This window comes from Pseudoalteromonas sp. Ld20 (genome assembly GCF_045064175.1).
GTDB classification, from domain to species: domain Bacteria; phylum Pseudomonadota; class Gammaproteobacteria; order Enterobacterales; family Alteromonadaceae; genus Pseudoalteromonas; species Pseudoalteromonas neustonica.
The window spans coordinates 107,266-125,654 of sequence record NZ_JBISHB010000024.1; the positions used below are offsets into that span (position 1 = coordinate 107,266).

General features: G+C 39.6%; 10 protein-coding genes and 1 CRISPR repeat array. Of the genes, 2 read left to right on the forward strand and 8 right to left on the reverse strand.

Annotation, left to right across the window (positions count from 1 at the left end):
* Window positions 1–19 precede the first annotated feature (19 nt).
* Both ACJJVX_RS01470 and ACJJVX_RS01475 read right to left on the reverse strand, forming a co-directional pair.
* Entirely contained in the window at window positions 20–214 is a 195-nt protein-coding gene (locus tag ACJJVX_RS01470; RefSeq protein WP_054205004.1) for a (2Fe-2S)-binding protein, read from the reverse strand.
* Between the two features lie 606 nt (window positions 215–820).
* Window positions 821–1,375 (reverse strand): isochorismatase family protein, encoded by a 555-nt coding sequence (locus tag ACJJVX_RS01475; protein WP_405629705.1) that lies wholly within the window; start codon window positions 1,373–1,375, stop codon window positions 821–823.
* 147 nt (window positions 1,376–1,522) lie between these two features.
* Here ACJJVX_RS01475 and ACJJVX_RS01480 point away from each other — a divergent pair, with 147 nt between their 5' ends.
* The gene (locus ACJJVX_RS01480) at window positions 1,523–6,064 is read left to right on the forward strand and encodes an EAL domain-containing protein (protein ID WP_405629708.1); all 4,542 of its coding nucleotides are present in this window, start codon (window positions 1,523–1,525) and stop codon (window positions 6,062–6,064) included.
* A 302-nt stretch (window positions 6,065–6,366) separates the two neighbouring features.
* Here ACJJVX_RS01480 and ACJJVX_RS01485 read toward each other — a convergent pair whose 3' ends face one another.
* Window positions 6,367–8,784, reverse strand: a complete 2,418-nt coding sequence (locus ACJJVX_RS01485; protein WP_405629710.1) for an ATP-binding protein — start codon at window positions 8,782–8,784, stop codon at window positions 6,367–6,369.
* A 442-nt stretch (window positions 8,785–9,226) separates the two neighbouring features.
* Window positions 9,227–10,114 carry a cation diffusion facilitator family transporter gene (locus ACJJVX_RS01490; RefSeq protein WP_054205008.1) on the reverse strand — a complete coding sequence of 296 codons (888 nt, stop codon included), beginning with the start codon at window positions 10,112–10,114 and terminating at the stop codon, window positions 9,227–9,229.
* A gap of 241 nt (window positions 10,115–10,355) precedes the next feature.
* Between ACJJVX_RS01490 and ACJJVX_RS01495 the strand changes: the two genes are divergently transcribed.
* Window positions 10,356–11,771 carry a diguanylate cyclase domain-containing protein gene (locus ACJJVX_RS01495; protein ID WP_405629714.1) on the forward strand — a complete coding sequence of 472 codons (1,416 nt, stop codon included), beginning with the start codon at window positions 10,356–10,358 and terminating at the stop codon, window positions 11,769–11,771.
* A 1,304-nt stretch (window positions 11,772–13,075) separates the two neighbouring features.
* A CRISPR array of direct repeats spans window positions 13,076–15,345; the repeat unit is 32 nt; unit sequence GTTTCAATCCACGCGCCTGCGTGAGGCGCGAC.
* Between the two features lie 181 nt (window positions 15,346–15,526).
* On the opposite strand, the gene cas2 is transcribed toward ACJJVX_RS01495, so the two are convergent.
* Genes cas2 through cas7c form a run of 4 tightly spaced genes read right to left on the reverse strand, consistent with a single transcriptional unit; the run spans window position 15,527 to window position 18,381 of the window.
* The gene (gene cas2, locus ACJJVX_RS01500) at window positions 15,527–15,820 is read right to left on the reverse strand and encodes a CRISPR-associated endonuclease Cas2 (protein ID WP_170174487.1); all 294 of its coding nucleotides are present in this window, start codon (window positions 15,818–15,820) and stop codon (window positions 15,527–15,529) included.
* 36 nt (window positions 15,821–15,856) lie between these two features.
* On the reverse strand, window positions 15,857–16,888 hold the full coding sequence (gene cas1c, locus ACJJVX_RS01505) for a type I-C CRISPR-associated endonuclease Cas1c (RefSeq protein ID WP_405629716.1): 1,032 nt from the start codon (window positions 16,886–16,888) through the stop codon (window positions 15,857–15,859).
* The gene (gene cas4 / locus ACJJVX_RS01510) at window positions 16,885–17,508 is read right to left on the reverse strand and encodes a CRISPR-associated protein Cas4 (protein ID WP_405629719.1); all 624 of its coding nucleotides are present in this window, start codon (window positions 17,506–17,508) and stop codon (window positions 16,885–16,887) included. Before cas4 ends, cas1c begins: the two co-directional genes overlap by 4 nt.
* Window positions 17,509–17,511: 3 nt before the next feature.
* Entirely contained in the window at window positions 17,512–18,381 is an 870-nt protein-coding gene (gene cas7c / locus ACJJVX_RS01515; RefSeq protein ID WP_170174484.1) for a type I-C CRISPR-associated protein Cas7/Csd2, read from the reverse strand.
* Window positions 18,382–18,389 lie beyond the last annotated feature (8 nt).

The following is an 18,389-nucleotide window of genomic DNA, read 5'->3' on the forward strand; positions in this document are numbered from 1 at the left end:
TACTTTAATCGAAACAATATTAAGCAACTTGGTCGGTGATATCAGCTATTTGAATCAATTTGCGATTGAGAATTTTTTTTGTACAACCACAGCATTTTCCACATTGGCTGCCAACGTTCAGCTCTTTACTTAGCTCTCGCATCGTAGTCGCGCCTTCGTCAATTGCTTGTTCAATTTTTTTATCTGTCACACCATGACATAAACAGATATACATGAATACAAACCACTCTCAATAACATTTAGTAAATACATATTAATCTAAACGAAAATAGTTATCAATATTTATTTGTACAATTTTTTTACTATTTATTGCTTCTTTTGCAAGGTGTTGATTTTTAAAAGCAGACGATATTTAGTCTCAATTAATGATAGGAAATTTATAATGTTCTACTAATTCTGATGTGACTGCTACAAGGGCGCTAACAACATGCTAATAGCTAACTTCTTCACTTTAACGACAAGAGCGAGCCTACTAAAAATATCAATAACGATTAAGTTGTGATTTATAATTACCGCAAATAGCGATTGTAATGAGTAACAGCGATCTTCAAAGACTATTAGAGGATAAGACTTATAAAGTTCAACACAAAAAATTATGGATCTACGCAAATATTTATACGCAAAGGCCCTATCTACAGTGACTAGTGTGCATTAACGCTAACTCTTCTGTTATTTTGATTACACGTTAACTAATACAGTAACAGCCTTTGCATCTGAAATAACTAATTCACTATTAAAACCTGCGAGTAAGTTTGATATCACTAACTCAACAAAGCCATCAGATGCCGAGCATGCGAGCCATTCTGAGAGTTTTTTCGAATTATTTCACTATTTTAAGGATCTTTTTAAAAAGTGGCGTTGCTGCAACTTCTGTCCACTGAAAAATAACACTCTCAGCACAACTGATCACAGCCCCTGCTTGGCGCAATTGTTCTACAGCCAAATCGCGATGTAAATCATTTCGCGAGCTCACACCGTCTAATAGTATAAAAATATCAAAACCATGCGCGATTAAATCCAAACACGTTTGCAATACGCATACATGAGCCTCCATACCTACTACAATAATTTGTGGGCGATTATATTTTTTCATTAAAGGAATGAAATTAGGCTCCAAACACGCACTAAAATGACTTTTATCAAAATAGTTACCATTGGGTGCGAGTGCTTTTAATTGTTGTTCGGTATCACCTAGACCTTGTTTATATTGTTGTGTAAACACGATAGGAATCGAATGCAATTGTGCTGCCTGTATTAATTGGATGGTAACGTCTACCACAGTTTGATAATGCAACATTGCGGGGCGCAGTTTTTCTTGAATATCCACTACTAAGAGAACACTTTGAGACGCTTGTACATTGTAGAAATGACGCATAATACACTCCTTATTTTATTGGGGCCAAACTTAATAATAACCCTTTTATCATTTATCGCTAATTCTTTAATTAAACTATAAATTCTTATGCTATATTTAGCATTCTACTAACATAATTTTAGCTTCATTATTGGGATAGCCTTATAAGTGCGTTTGCATATTGTTGTTTTCATTTTATTCGCCTTACTCTGCATTTTATACAGCACTACTTCACATGCTCAAAATTATGCGTTACAACTGCAACGTCTCTCCCCTGATGAGGGTTTATCTCAAGGTTACGTCACCAACACATTACAAGATCATCTTGGCTTTGTTTGGATTGGTACAAAACAAGGACTCAACCGTTTCGATGGATATCAGGTAAAAACATTCACGGGTGAGCAAGGGTTAGACCAAGCATCGATTTTATTCCTATTTGCCACCGAAAGTGATGAGATTTTTGTCTCAACAGAATATTCAGGGGCTTTTCTTATTAACCCGGTAACACTCGTCACCAGAAAGGTTTATTCAGGAAAACTAAGTGAAGAAGATAAACGTTACTCTCCTATTAATGCGGTTAAACAAAGAGGGACTCTTTTTTATTACGCTATCAATGACCACGTTTATACGTTTGATAGTAAACACAGCACCTTCACACATACATTTTCAATAAATAAACCTGAACACCTTGTTCGTGCATTAACTATTCATAATAACTTTATTTACATAGCAACTAGCAATGGCTTGTATTCTAAATCTTTGATTGATGATCACATCACCAAAATCCCACTGCTGAGCAAAGACAAACTAAATGAAGATAATAATAATATAAAGTTCTTACATGTAGACCCTCAATTAGGTTTGATGGTTGGTACTGTTGAAGGCTTTTATAGCATTTCACTCGATAAAAATAGCCAGTTCGACTTTGCAAATATAAAAACGCTAATACCGCATCACAATATTTGGGATTATATAAATACACCCTTTGGTGAGTTTGTTGTCACTCAAGATGGCTTATATCAATATGACCGTCACACTAATCAAAGCTTATTTATACTGCGGTTCGATCAAAGTAAATTTAACATGACCGATAATACTATTTTAGATGTCATGGTAGATAAAACAGGATTAATGTGGCTTGCATCTCGCTCACAAGGTGTTTTTACGTGGTCAACGTTTGCTCGTCGTTTTAATAACATCGAAATTACAAGTCAAGATAAATTACATAGTAATGTCGTATTATCTGTTTTTCAAGATGACACTAATGCACTTTGGCTAGGTACTAATAACGGTTTAACACGCATTAATGAAAAAGCGGGTATTACCAAAACTTACCTAGCAACAGCAGATACAAAAGCATTTTATGGACAATATAGCGTATATGGTATTGCTCCTGCCGAGCTAAACGAACCAAACAGATTTTTATGGCTATTGCTTTATAATGGCCTAGCTTTGTTTGATAAACAAACAGAACAACTGCTTCCAACTCCAATGCAAGGGATCACCCAGAATATTTTGACCGAAGGACCAACATATGGTTACTACCAAATTCAAACAGATACATTTGCATTTTTTAGCGAAAAAGATTTTTATATTTACGATGGTAAAACAGGTAACACACGCCCCATTAGGGGCCTCAAGGAGCAACTTGATCCTATTAACGTGCATAGATTTTTAAAACCTCTTAATACCTATCCTGATGATCATCTCATAAGCGTCTCTGGTGCACTTTATCGTTATAATGAAAAGCGTGAAAGGTTAACTTTACTCTACGAAGTTAAAAATTATAATCCGCTTTCCTATATTACGATTGATGATTGGGTACTGGACTATAACAATATCCTTTGGCTTGCTTCTTCTCAAGAAGGCTTAATAGGCTTAGATGCTAATACCTATGAAGAAAAATACAGAGTCAATCTCGCCAGCGGTCTAAAAACAAAATCGATCTTCGCTTTACAGATAGATCCTTTTGGTTTTTTATGGGTAAGTAGTCAAAATGGCTTGTACCGGCTCAACTTAAGTTCAATGCAAATTGATACTTACACTGTTAGTGATGGTTTAACCGTTAATGAATTCAATGTTGATTCACATACTCAGTTAAGTGATGGGAGACTGGCATTTGGCACAACGTTAGGGTTGTTAACTTTAGCCCCGCAAGATTTTTTATCTGTACCAAGTGACCAACAAAATATTACAACTGAAATTACTGATATATCGTTATTTTCTCGTCCACTCGACTACCACCCATTAAAATATAGTGAACAACCGCTACAATTAAACTCCGAAGATATGGGTTTAGAAGTCAGTTTTTCGAATTTTAATTTTCAGCATATAGACAAAACACACTATAAAGTGTCTTTACAAGGCCCAAGCCCTTTTAGTTATGAAAAAATAAAAAATAATAATGTTTTTTTTACTAAACTCCCTCCTGGCGATTATCAATTATCCATTTCCGCATACCATATACATGGTTCTGGAATGGGTAAAACCCGAACTCTGGATTTTAGTATTGCATACGCACCGTGGCGCTCTCCTCTTGCAATCAGCCTTTATTTTATTATTGGACTCTTTATATTATTTATTATTTTTTGGCAATATAGATCACGGCAACAAACGATAAAACTAGCTCACGATAAAATACTCGACTCGCAACAGCAAACTGAGCTTGCGTTATCTAGCAGTAAAAGTGGCGTGTGGGAAGTAAACTTTTTAACGCGCAGCGCCACTCAGCACCGAGTAAAGCACGAGCTAGGGTATGAAACCCTACCCCATACACACAGTTTTGAACAATTTACTGCGTTAATTCACCCTGATGACAAGCGCCAGTTAAGCTTGGATTGGGCTGCATTCCTAGAACAAAAAAACCAGCAACAATGGCAAGCGACATACCGTTTAAAGCACGCATTAGGCCACTGGCTGTGGTATCAAGATATTGGGGAAGTCATTGAAACCGATGAAAATAAAAAACCAATTCGTGTATCGGGTATATATACAAATATCACAGAAAGTCGTGCAACAGCGCAGCAAGCAGCGGTTTTAGGTGAAGCATTTAGTCAAATAAATGATTGGTTGTTAATCTTAGATCATCAATTACTCCCCTTTTCTGTTAATAACAGTTTTGCAGATGCTTTTTCTGTTGATTCAAGCCCCGCAACTTTAAATTTAAAAGGGTTTTTAGCTGCGTTAGGCAAACAACAATACGCCGATTACATTAAGATACTAAATTCACTAAAACCCCGACAAAACTGGCGTGGTGATGCATACATAAAAACCAGAACAAACCCATCGCACCCAATTCACATTAGTATTACTGCTGTTGCTAAAGACAGTGACTTCGTCAGTTATTATGTCGTGGTTATATCTGATCTAACTGAGCAAAAAAGAGCAGAAAACGAACTTAGGTACTTAGCTAATTACGATCCATTAACTAAGCTCCCTAACCGCACACTGATGTATCAAAAAATCAATCGGGCAATAAAAGATGCCGATAAGCGTCAAACTTTATCAGCATTGTTATTTATAGATTTAGACAAATTTAAACCTGTAAATGACTCATTTGGTCACGCGGTAGGCGATCAGCTACTATGCGATATTACGCAAAGAGTCAATGCGATGTTAGATAGCGATGGAGTTTTAGGCCGTCAAAGTGGTGATGAATTTTTGCTCTTAGTAAATAACCTCAACTCACCTCAGGCACTTAGCGCACAAGTCAAAGCACTTACTATCGAACTCGCTAAAAGGGTTGTTATTGATGATTTTGCCATTAACATATCAGCAAGTATCGGTGTTGCTCTTTATCCCTTTGATGCAAAAACCGCAGATCAATTGATCCGACATGCTGACATCGCAATGATGCATGCTAAACAATCTGGGCGTAATGGGTTTAAGTTTTTTACTGAGCAAATGAATGACCAAATTACACAAAAACTCTTGTTAGAAAATGCATTAAAGGATGCATTTAAAGATGATCTACTTTTCAATAACTATCAGCCAATTGTGAATGTAAAAAGTAAAAAAATCAAAGGTGTGGAGCTACTGATGCGCTGGCAACATGAAGGCCAGTTTATCTCCCCAGCTAAATTTATCCCTATTGCAGAAGAAACAGGCCTAATTGATGTACTGACCGAACAAGCACTTTCCCGTGCACTTAAAGAGTTAGCGCCTTTGTTACGTGCTAACCCACGTTTTTATTTATCTCTGAATTTATCGCCAGTACATATACTAAAATCCAACTTAACAGAGCGCTTATTGTTCATTCTCACTCAACACCATATAAAGCCTGTACAACTGCGTTTAGAAATTACTGAAAACACGCTACTTGATGATAAAAATAAAGCAGCAAAGCAGCTACAAACACTCAGAAATGCAGGATTTAAATTATTACTCGATGATTTTGGTACTGGTTATTCGTCTTTGACCTACTTAAATCAATTTCCAATCGACGTGATAAAAATCGATCAAAGTTTTGTTCGTAAAATCGGTCAAGACAGTGGTAATGAATCAATATTAAAGACCATTCATACACTTGCTGAAAACCTTAACCTTTATTGTATTGCTGAAGGCGTTGAGACAATCGAACAAATACGCTTTTTAAACCGCATTGGTTGTTATGATTTACAAGGGTATTATTTTGCACGGCCAATTACCGCTGATAAGTTATTAAGTGATGACTACATTAATAACGTGATTGATAAACTACAAAGCATTTAAAAAAGAAGCGAATGCTTCTGAAATAAAATAGCCTCAAACTTAAGGTTTACAACTAGAGCGTGTTGACCTTTGTGGATTGAAATTCGTTCAATCTAGGGGCGATTTTATCGCGGCGCGAGGTTTGTAGCCTAGCGGGCTCGATAACTGCTCCTGCGTTATCGCCTATTTATGGGGAACAACCACACACCATAGGCGCTGTCTTGCCTAAATACCAAATAGACTGCTGCAAAATCAATCACGAAAGGTCAACACGCCCTAGTATTAATAACGTCTAATCGCGGTTAGTAAATTACCGAAAATGATCATGATTTTAGCTTTCCGACCCATTTATTTAAACACTTATAAAGCAATATTCTATCAACTGGCTTAGCAATAAAATCATTCATGCCTACCTGTAAACACCGTTTTTGATCATCTTCAAACGCATTTGCTGTAATCGCAATAATAATTACATCAGCATACTTTTCAGGGTGAGTTCGTATCGCACGCGTACACTGAAAACCGTCCATATTAGGCATCTGACAGTCCATTAAAATAATGTCAGCTTTCATGGTCTCTAAACACACAAGTGCTTTTTCGCCATCGCTCGCTATATGTAATGAGCACCCAGTGTCTCCAACCATTTTTGAAATAACCATCTGATTAATTGGATTATCTTCAACAAGCAGTACATTAAAATCAGATAAATCAGGCACAGGTTGCTCATTATTAACCGGCTCAGATAATTGCGCGACTTTCACCGGCACAGCGATTGTAAAGCAACTTCCCTCACCTTCTTTGCTTTTTAGTTTTAAATTGCCGCCCATTAATTCTACGATTCGCTTACAAATAGCCAGCCCCAGCCCAGTGCCACCATATTGCCGTGTGGTTGATATATCGGCCTGCGTAAACTCTTTAAATAGCTGACTTTGTTGTTTTTCCGAAATACCAATTCCCGTATCACTAATTGACAACGATAACGTTCCGTCAAAATATGAAACTGACATTTCAATTTTACCGCTTTTAGTAAATTTACCTGCATTATTAAGCACGTTGTTCACAATTTGACTTAACCTAAGAGGATCGAGCTCCATAACTTGAGGTACATTGGCAGAAATCTCTAATGTAAAAGCAACGCCTTTTTGCAGTCCTGTATTGGTAAATACTAATGTCAGTTGATTTAACAATTGATGTAAATCGACTGATCTTGTATCGAGTTTCAGTGCGCCAGCTTCAATTTTAGAAAAATCTAAAATATCATTTAGGATCAGTAAAAGATTGTTTGCGCTTTGTTGAATCATTTGAAGGTGCTCACTACCTTCTTGGTTTATTGCTTTATTTTTAAGTAATATATCTGTTAGGCCAATAATACCATTAAGTGGAGTGCGTATTTCATGGCTCATATTTGCTAAAAATTGCGATTTAGCCTGACTTGCTTTATTCGCCAGCGCAACCGCTTTAATCAACTCATCTGTTTTTTCGTTTACTTGAAATTCCAAGCTCACATTAAAGTTTTTTAAACGCTGATTTAGTGCTTCATTTTCATTATTTACTTGCTCTAAATCTCTAAAATTTGACGTCAAATTAAATGCAAGTGTTGCAAATTGACACTGCAAACTAAACACTTCAAGCCATGAATTATAAGAATTATCGATGGCTGTTGCCGTTGCCGTGGGCTCAAACTCATCTATTTGGGCTGATAACTGCTTTATTGGCCTCACTAGCCAACGGCTCAATTGAGTTATAAAAATGCTGATCAAAGCAATCACAACTAATGCTAAAAATAAAGACTGTCCCCATGCGCTTGCTGCAACTAAATTTGCATATTTTCGCTTCAATAATGTTGCAACATACCAGCCTTGCTGCTCCGATAGATAAGATTGCACATAATACTGCTCTCCATCAAGTTCTGTTACCATCACACCACGTTCGTCACCACGTAAAGCATCTAGTTGTATTGAGCTTAATTGATTCAATACCGGATAGTGATCGCCTAATGTGCTAAATACAACTTGTTTACTCGCATCTAAAACAATCAACTCACCGTCGTTTTCAAATATTATGGGTCTAAAACGAAAGAAAAAATCAAAAACAAGTGAGCCTTCAACAATACCTTGAAACTCGCTATTTTTGTAAATAGGAGCAGACACACCAACAATAGGCACATTGCCTAATCCCCGACTTTTAAATATATTTGAAATATACCCTTTAGGTGAGTCTTTGCCTTTTATATAGTAATCGCGATCGGCAATAGAGGGGGCATCATCTTTTAAGCTTTCTTTTAAACTCATTGGATTAAAAATACGTGCAATAGCCTTATTATCACTCACAATTGAAGAACGTAAGTTTGGGTACAGCCCCATTAAATGCTTCAGCGCAAGCTCCTCATCAATTCCTTGCTCAATTGCTTTTGCGGTAAGCACTACGCCTCGACGATAGTCATTCAGATACAAATCGATTTTGGCCGCAATATCTTTCGATTTTTCTCCTAATTGCGATTTAACTTCATATTCAATACGCGAGTAGTGATTATTCGTAAGCACGATAGTTGTTAAAATCACCACCAATATAATAAGTAAGCTAACGATATAATTAAGAATTTTGTACAGGGATAGGTCGCGAGTTTGCCAAGATTTTTTTAAAAAGAAGAAGCTAAGTAAATCAATCACACTTAAAACAATGGCAGCATTTAAAAAATATTTAACTAAAGCTGTGGCAATTTCTAAGGCTGGGAGCTTCACAAAAAAATAGCCAAAAACAGCTAAAAGGGGTGTACCTATTAGTAACCAGTATACAAGGCCCCTAACAAATAAAGGTTTAGCGCTGCGACAACAAAAAAAGTAAAGCCATATTACCTCGCCAGTAAAGACAAGTGATGGCCAACAATGCCCCCAACGATAAAATATAAATGCGGCACTAAATACACATGTGAGCAAGGCATAACGTAAGCCAAAGCACAATAATGTAAGAACAACAAAAAATTGACCAAACAAAAATTCAGAGCTGTCTAAAAACCAAAAAGGTAATAAGTTAACAGCCCCTGCAAGTAAACCCAGTACTACTGAACAACTAAAAGCAAAATATCGTTGCTGAAAAATCGGCAAAGGCTTACCCTATCAAAGATCCATACTAATAAAAGTAAAAGAAAAAACCCGTTTTGCCAAGCAAATAAGTCCATTTAATTTAGTGCGTACAACCATTACTTTCAATTTGCAGTACACTGGTAACCACATTAAATTGTTGCGCAAGCAATTGCTCCACCTTTAATCGGCACGCCTCGTCGTGTTTTTCTTTTGTACAATGTTGTTTTAAGACAACGTGCGCACCAACAACAAGCTCTTTTTCGCGCCTAATGACAGTTACATTGTGTACATTTTCAACGTGCTCAACTTTGCTTATCGCACTTTCAATATCGCCTACATCAGGCAATTTAGCCTTATTGAGCCATAACCCTTTAACACAGCTAATAATCACTTTTACACCGGTAAACATCACAAACAAAGCGATTAACATGCTTGAAAGTATATCAATCACTGTCCAGCCAGTAAGGTAAATCAATACGCCGGCAATAAAAGTAGACACCGTCGAAATTAAATCAAAGAACGAATGTAAGAAAACGGCATAAACATTAATACTTGCTTTGCGCCCTTTATATAAAACCCACGCAGCAGCGCCATGAAAAAGAAAGCCCGTTGCGGCTATTACAGACATCAAATAACTATTTACAGGTGCGCCTTGGCCCTCATGATGATGTAAAAAACGCTCCCCCCCTTCAAACAAAATAACCATGCTAATTGCTAAATAAAGACACCCATTTAACAAGCCACCACTTAACTCTGCTTTTTGATATCCATCATTATAGTTTTTTGCTAAATGAATAGCTAAACTCGAGGCGATAAGCGCGATAAATAACGAACTATTATGTACAAATAAGTGCCCTGCATCAGCCATAACAGCGAGAGAATTAGCATAGTAAGCCCCTATAACTTGAATGACCATAAAAGAACATGTGATAGCTAATGCTATTAGTAATCGACGTCTGGAAGCTTTGTGAGTTGTAATATCGGTCATGAAAAGCGGTTTTTACCTATGCTTAATGGTGCTAAGAGTCATCATTTTTAAAGATGCAGGAAAGAGTAATGATATACAATATCAATTGTAATACTTCCTATGACTAAACGCACTAAAAACTTAGTACTAACCCACAGCAATCTCGCAGCAATTTAAGTAACTATGCTATTTAAACAAAAAAGTACCATTCTCATTCAATTCACGTTAAGCTAAAAGTGTTAACAAGACGTTAGGGAAACCAGTGAACAACGCTTCTACAGGTACAATAGATTCAGTAAAAGACATATGGCATGCACTCCAGGCTTTGCCCATAACAATAGCGTTATTTGATCAGCGCACTGATTCTGTTTTTGCCAACCCATCAGCGCAAACACTACTAGGGATCCCCGCTTTAGTTACTTCTGCACATGATGCCTTATCCCATTTACATCTTTTTGAGACACTAGATACCAGCTTACCTTCAAGCGTTAAGCCACCAATCCATCTTGAAAACGGACAAAATATAAACGTTCGTTACAGCTATATTGCACAAAACCTTATCGCACTTATTTTTGAAGTGCAGTATGAACCTGATAATCAAGCTGATTTTGATGAGGTCATCGCGAAAATATCAGCTCAATTAATTGATATTCAAACTGAAAACCTAGATCAACAAATTGAAAGCGCTTTAGAGGCCATAGGCACATTCTGTCATGCTGATCGCAGCTACCTGTTTCAATTTAGTAACGATGGCAAAGAAATGAGTAATACCCATGAATGGGTTAATAACAACATCAATCCCTTTAAAGATGAATTACAAAATATTCCACAAAACTCATTGCCTTACTTTTTTAAAACTATGAACGAAAAACACGTATTTAACGTGCCTAACGTAAGCCTGTTACCCGTTCAGGCGGCCGCAGAAAGAGAAGAGTTTGAATCTGAAGGCATTAAATCGGTTTTATGCATTGGCCTACGGTCAGACAATACACTATTTGGCTTTATAGGCTGTGATTGCGTTAGCAAAGCACATAATTGGACTAATACTGATTTAATACGCATAAAGTTAGTAGGCGAAATAATTGCAAATGCACTTAAAAATGTTGTTTATAAACAACGTTTAGAACAAACCCAACATCAGCTGTTAATTGCAAACCAAGAACTTAAACTTCAAGCAAACATCGATAGCCTGACCGGCATAGCCAACCGACGCTGTTTTGATCAAACTTTAACGAATGAAATACAAAGAGCAACACGCACCTTGCAGCCCGTCAGTTTAATCATCTGCGATATAGATTACTTTAAGTTATACAACGATAATAACGGCCACCAAAAAGGTGACGACGTATTAAGGCAAGTAGCCCAAGCACTGCAAGCACAATGTAAACGCCAAGGTGATTTAGCAACCCGTTATGGCGGTGAAGAATTCGCCATTATTCTCCCGAGTATTGATACACAGCACTGCCTACAGTTTGCTGACTTATTACAGCAAAGAATACATGAGTTGAATATCCCGCACTTATACTCTGACATTTCACCACAACTTACTTTAAGTATTGGTTGCCATACCTGCTTTGTAAGTAAAGATACAACACCACAAACCATGATTAGCGCCGCAGACAAAGCACTCTACAACGCCAAAAATGCAGGCCGAAACCAAGTTCAGCAGATAGATTGAATCAAAAGTAAATCATCAACAATGATATTAATTCACAACCTAAACCATGTATATTGCGGGTCGTACTTTAGCGCGAAAAACCCCGAATAATCACGCTAAGCTAGCGATTTATAATCCATCCATGGAGCTTGGTTACATCGGTCACTCATCACCTAAATACCAGTAGCGTAGGTCGTGCTTTAGCGCGAGAAACCCCGAATAATCACGCTAAGCTAGCGATTTATATCCATCCAAGGGTTTGGTTACATCGGTCACTCATCACCTAAATACCAGTAGCGTTGGTCGTGCTTTAGCGCGAGAAACCCCGAATAATCACGCTAAGCTAGCGATTTATAATCCATCCATGGAGCTTGGTTACATCGATCACTCATCACCTAAATACCAGTACCGTAGGTCGTGCTTTAGCGCGAGAAACCCCGAATAATCACGCTAAGCTAGCGATTTACAATCCATCCAAGGGCTTGGTAACACAGGTCACTCATCACCTACCAGTACCGTAGGTCGTGCTTTAGCGCGAGAAACCCCGAATAATCACGCTAAGCTAACGATTTATAATCCATCCATGGAGCTTGGTTACATCGGTCATCCATGACCTCACTTCCTCAGGCTGCACTGTTTATTCGGTAAATCGTTTCGGTCCATCGTCACCTAAGCTGCCTGCGTGGCAGTGAACTAACGTTGAACCAACATTAGCGTGTAAATCCATCCATGGAGCTTGGTTACATCGATCACTCATCACCTAAATACCAGTACCGTAGGTCGTGCTTTAGCGCGAAAAACCCCGAATAATCACGCTAAGCTAACGATTTATATCCATCCAAGGGCTTGGTTACATCGGTCACTCATCACCTAAATACCAGTAGCGTAGGTCGTGCTTTAGCGCGAGAAACCCCGAATGATCACGCTAAGCTAACGATTTATAATCCATCCATGGAGTTTGGTTACATCGATCACTCATCACCTAAATACCAGTAGCGTAGGTCGTGCTTTAGCGCGAGAAACCCCGAATAATCACGCTAAGCTAACGATTTATAATCCATCCATGGAGCTTGGTTACATCGGTCATCCATGACCTCACTTCCTCAGGCTGCACTGTTTATTCGGTAAATCGTTTCGGTCCATTGTCACCTAAGCGGCCTGTGCGGCAGTGAACTAACGTTGAACCAACATTAGCGTGTAAATCCATCCATGGAGCTTGGTTACATCGGTCATCCATGACCTCACCTCCTCAGGCTGCACTGTTTATTCGGTAAATCGTTTCGGTCCATCGTCACCTAAGCTGCCTGTGCGGCAGTGAACGAAAAGCATCAATCCACGCGCCTGCGTGAGGCGCGACACTCAAAGATAATGACATTGCTTACTTATTATTCGTTTCAATCCACGCGCCTGCGTGAGGCGCGACTGATGAAGGCTTAAAAGGTAAAGAGCTAAAAGAAGTTTCAATCCACGCGCCTGCGTGAGGCGCGACGTAAAAGCGCCCCCAATTTCGAGAGCTGTTATCTGTTTCAATCCACGCGCCTGCGTGAGGCGCGACATCTTCAAATTGTAGATAATGTTCTTTTTTAGAGTTTCAATCCACGCGCCTGCGTGAGGCGCGACATAGCTATAATTCAGGCTCTTGCTCAAGCTCTGGTTTCAATCCACGCGCCTGCGTGAGTCGCGACCTGACCAAGCTGTTACTACAACGGCTGCAAGTGAGTTTCAATCCACGCGCCTGCGTGAGGCGCGACCTCAATTTTTTTTCCAGTGTCAAAAAAGCTATTGAGTTTCAATCCACGCGCCTGCGTGAGGCGCGACTTTTCAAAATCAACATTTACAAAACGGATGAGAGGTTTCAATCCATGCGCCTGCGTGAGGCGCGACAATTATCTAATATAGATTTAGCAACAGACCAAGCGTTTCAATCCACGCGCCTGCGTGAGGCGCGACATCACATACTAAATCCAAATGATGTAATACTACTTGTTTCAATCCACGCGCCTGCGTGAGGCGCGACATAGACGCATGTCTGACATTGCAGAATCTTACATGTTTCAATCCACGCGCCTGCGTGAGGCGCGACAAACTCAAGCAAAGTAACAACGCTAGGCTTCAGTGTTTCAATCCACGCGCCTGCGTGAGGCGCGACCGGCGATTTAGATGCAAATATGTATCAAGTTATCGTTTCAATCCACGCGCCTGCGTGAGGCGCGACCGACTTTTAAAACATTGTAATTTCAAATTCTTAGTTTCAATCCACGCGCCTGCGTGAGGCGCGACTTGTACAATCATATTCGTGAGCAACCCAAGCACGGTTTCAATCCACGCGCCTGCGTGAGGCGCGACAACAGTACATATTTCAACACTTTCAGAGAGTCAGTTTCAATCCACGCGCCTGCGTGAGGCGCGACTGGGTTTAAGTCGCGGCATGAATCAACGCTATAGTTTCAATCCACGCGCCTGCGTGAGGCGCGACATCTGATGCGTACTGCTTCTTTCCCCCGAAATAGTTTCAATCCACGCGCCTGCGTGAGGCGCGACGCTAAAGCCAGTTTACCACCCGTTATTAAATGCGGTTTCAATCCACGCGCCTGCGTGAGGCGCGACCTGGTAAAGCCATAATTTAATCCTTATTTCCACGTTTCAATCCACGCGCCTGCGTGAGGCGCGACTCTCATCTGCCCGTACCGCAATAGATTTGTCTAGTTTCAATCCACGCGCCTGCGTGAGGCGCGACCTTGGAGATTAACAGATGATGTTGATATATCAAGTTTCAATCCACGCGCCTGCGTGAGGCGCGACTGTCGATAATGTCAAGTTTAAGAGCTATTCTAATGTTTCAATCCACGCGCCTGCGTGAGGCGCGACCACAGTAATGACGCAACTCATCAAGCTTTTGCAGTTTCAATCCACGCGCCTGCGTGAGGCGCGACTTGATTCATGCCGCGACTCAAGCCTACGCTCTTGGTTTCAATCCACGCGCCTGCGTGAGGCGCGACGAAAAACCCCAAACAAAGCAAGCACGATCGTCTGGTTTCAATCCACGCGCCTGCGTGAGGCGCGACTTTTACCTGTGACTTTTGAAAGTAGATCCCACACCGGTTTCAATCCACGCGCCTGCGTGAGGCGCGACAAGTTATCTTTAAGTGATTGGTTTATAGAGTGAGGTTTCAATCCACGCGCCTGCGTGAGGCGCGACCTTATCATTGATGTAACAATCGGTGAACCATTTATGTTTCAATCCACGCGCCTGCGTGAGGCGCGACTTTTCAAAGTCAACATTTACAAAACGTATGAGCGGTTTCAATCCACGCGCCTGCGTGAGGCGCGACAAATATCAGTTGCACCGTAAGGTAAACCTACAGGTTTCAATCCACGCGCCTGCGTGAGGCGCGACCACTTGCAGCACTGGCGATTTTAGATGCAACTTGTTTCAATCCACGCGCCTGCGTGAGGCGCGACCAAAGGTGATCAATTAATAAAATCATCAACTCATAGTTTCAATCCACGCGCCTGCGTGAGGCGCGACTAAATAGCGCGCTCGGATTTGCAGGAATAAAAAAGTTTCAATCCACGCGCCTGCGTGAGGCGCGACTGCCTTAAATAAAAGGCATAGCTAGCCTAGCATAATTAATAATATGTCGCTAACCGCATAGGTAACATAGTAATAAAACAATCATTACTATGTTACTTATAATAAATTCCTTGTTTTCAAAGAGCTTAAATAATCGCTAAGGTCCCCACTTTTTAATGAGAACAAAGGGGGTAGCGCAGGTTTATAAAATTAATGTATCTCTAAAAATATCTATAGCTACTTTTGCACCATAATGCTCGACTTTATTTTGCCAACTTTTACCTAATTTATAAAACCTTAGGCTGTCAACATCAGGATCGTAGATTGAAAGTAGCTTTTCTTTGAAAATAAGCCATTGCGTTGAGTCAACCTCACATTCAAAAACAGAGTATTGAACTCGCATACCATAGTCTAAGCACACTTTAGCTAAATTACGTAAGCGCTTTTCTCCGCCTTCATTTTCAAAAGAAACATCGTAAGTTACTAATATCATCATTGTACTATTTCCTTATAAATGAATTTATCTGAGTGATTATTTTTGCACATAATAAGCTGGGTACTTAGCCAAATCACCACGAATATGACGTGCAAGCAACATAGCTTGTACGTGAGGTAGGAGCCCAACTTGTATTTTTTCGCCTAAAAAAGGGTGCGTTATTTCTTCTTGCTTTTTTTCTTGATAAGCCTGAAAGACCAATCGCCTTGCATCATCTTTGAGTGTAAAACCGCCTACGGCATCTTGAGTAAAATCTTTGCTACTAAGTTGCTTATTGTTGAATAACTTAATGGTGATGCTATCGACAATGCTCGCTCGAAATTCTTCAAGTAAGTCTAATGCTAAACTGTTGCGTCCAGGTCGTTCTTTATGTAAAAAGCCAATTTGAGGATCAAGACCTACACCTTGTAATGCGCCACTTATTTCCTGCCCAAGTACTGAGTAAAGTAGTGAAAGTACGGCATTAACTGGATCTTTGGGAGGCCTACGGCTGCGGCTTTTAAATAGTACATTCTCTTTATTTGACTTTATTAGTTCGCCAAACACTGCAAAATAATGCGATGCGGCTTCGCCTTCTAGCCCTAATACCGTTTGGTATTCATTTGTGTGGGGTAACTGAGCAATGATTTGTTTAAGTCGGTCTATTGCTTTGGTTAATTTTACTGAGTCACCATGATTTCGCCTATGTCGCATTAATAATACCCGAGATGAGCGAATTTTAGCCCCTACACAAGTTTTAGCAATATAGAGCGCCGGTTCATTTTGAATACTAAATTGTTGGCGTCTGAGTAATACATTTCCCATTTGTTTGCCGACAACATTTGCCAAAAACTTTCCATGCATATCAAAAAAAGCTAAGTGTGTACCACTCTCACCACAAAACCCAAGTAGTTGTGGTGATACCATGATATTGCCAAAGCAAAATATACTACCGATAGAGTGGATGGGGATTTGTAATAATTTCTCTTTTTTACCGGCGATTTTTTGCTCTATCAACAAGGTGTCTCGTTGCTTATGCAAATAAGCCCCATCCTTTGTGATGTATAAACAATTTTGTAATTTTTTCATTCATCATCCATGTTAAATAAACCCGTAATATAACGCGATGAGCTGTCTTTAGTTATGAGCTCGGGTTGGCAGATTTCATTTAAAGAACATGCTTTGCAATGCTTGCCAAATATTGGGGGTGGTGTTTTAGCACTATAAAACATGGTTTGAATATCTGAAATCAGCGTTTTGGTTTGCAAACGTAATGCTTCATCAATGTCTACAGTAAGACGTTTACGTGTTTGCCAATACCACAGCGCACCGTGTTGAACTTCTACACTTTGCATTTCTTCTATACATAATGCCTGTGCACACAGCTGTACTTTGTCGATGTTACTGGCTTTAGGCTTGCCGCGTTTATATTCAACGGGTGTAAATTGATTATTTGACGCTTGGTATTCTAATAAATCAAGTTTTCCCGTTAACCCCAATTTCGGTGCATTGACCGTTACTCCTCTTTCAAATCTTATGCCTTTGCGTGTTTCAGGCCCACCGTGATCTACCCTTTCGTGTAATTGGCGACCATGCGCCGTTAAAAAGTTTTCTTGCCATACTTGCTCTAAATGGATCAGCGCACATTGACGCTGACAAAATAGATAATGTTGTAGGGCCGAAATAGAAATCAAGCGGGCCTCATGCATATTTTAGAACCCTTCTATTACCTGAGTATCAAGGTCAGGTAGCGCTGGTTTTAATGAGTCATTTAATGCTGATGTATCCAGCGGTAAACCTTGTTGAATATGGTCGCGTAATGTTTGATGTACTTTAGCAGATGAGTATTGCCCTGACTTAGAGTTATGTTGCCACCATATTAAATGTGAAACTGCCATAGAACCTTCTGGACGTGCTGATGATGCATCACCTTCAAACAGCTTAGTAAGTACTTCTTTTATTTTTGTAGCATCTTCATCACTGAATGTTGTTTTTTCTGCGAGCTGTGGCGTCATTGCGCCAAAAGTAACGTATATTGCACTATCAACGCGGTGTTTCATTCCCATGGTATCTGATGATTTTTTACTGCCATCGCCTTCACCACTCACACTTTTGGTGATTTGAGTACTCGTGATACTTACAGGCTCTAAACTAAATGCACTTTGAATCGTCACAGGCCCACGGATAGGAATAGAAACGCCGTCTTTGTTAGCACCTTTAAACGCGAACACTTGTCCGAAAGCACGTACATCAAGCCACTTTTCACAGCACTTTTTGGCAGCTTCATCCACTGGCGTTTTTTTGCTATTAAAGGTGTCTTTACCAAGTCCAAAATCATCTGATTCAGCTCGATTACGAAGACTTGTCATGCCATCGTTTTTTTTCTCATCTGATTGAACAAAAATGCTTTCATCTGATTCTTGTAAGCGATCACGGATTTTACGCTTTAAACACACATCGGTAATTTCACCAAAGCCATCGTAATCTGTGCGTGGGCGATTGCCATTTAAAGGATCGCCATTGGGATTAGCATTTTGTACTTTAAAAATAATTGCGAAGTCGATTTTATTAGATAAACTCATTAGATAAT

Coding starts and splice junctions, on each gene's coding strand:
- ACJJVX_RS01490 (WP_054205008.1), bottom strand. CDS start 10,114: ATGACCGATATTACAACTCACAAAGCTTCCAGACGTCGATTACTAATA.
- cas7c (WP_170174484.1), bottom strand. CDS start 18,381: ATGAGTTTATCTAATAAAATCGACTTCGCAATTATTTTTAAAGTACAA.
- cas1c (WP_405629716.1), bottom strand. CDS start 16,888: ATGAAAAAATTACAAAATTGTTTATACATCACAAAGGATGGGGCTTAT.
- ACJJVX_RS01475 (WP_405629705.1), bottom strand. CDS start 1,375: ATGCGTCATTTCTACAATGTACAAGCGTCTCAAAGTGTTCTCTTAGTA.
- cas4 (WP_405629719.1), bottom strand. CDS start 17,508: ATGCATGAGGCCCGCTTGATTTCTATTTCGGCCCTACAACATTATCTA.
- ACJJVX_RS01470 (WP_054205004.1), bottom strand. CDS start 214: ATGTATATCTGTTTATGTCATGGTGTGACAGATAAAAAAATTGAACAA.
- cas2 (WP_170174487.1), bottom strand. CDS start 15,820: ATGATGATATTAGTAACTTACGATGTTTCTTTTGAAAATGAAGGCGGA.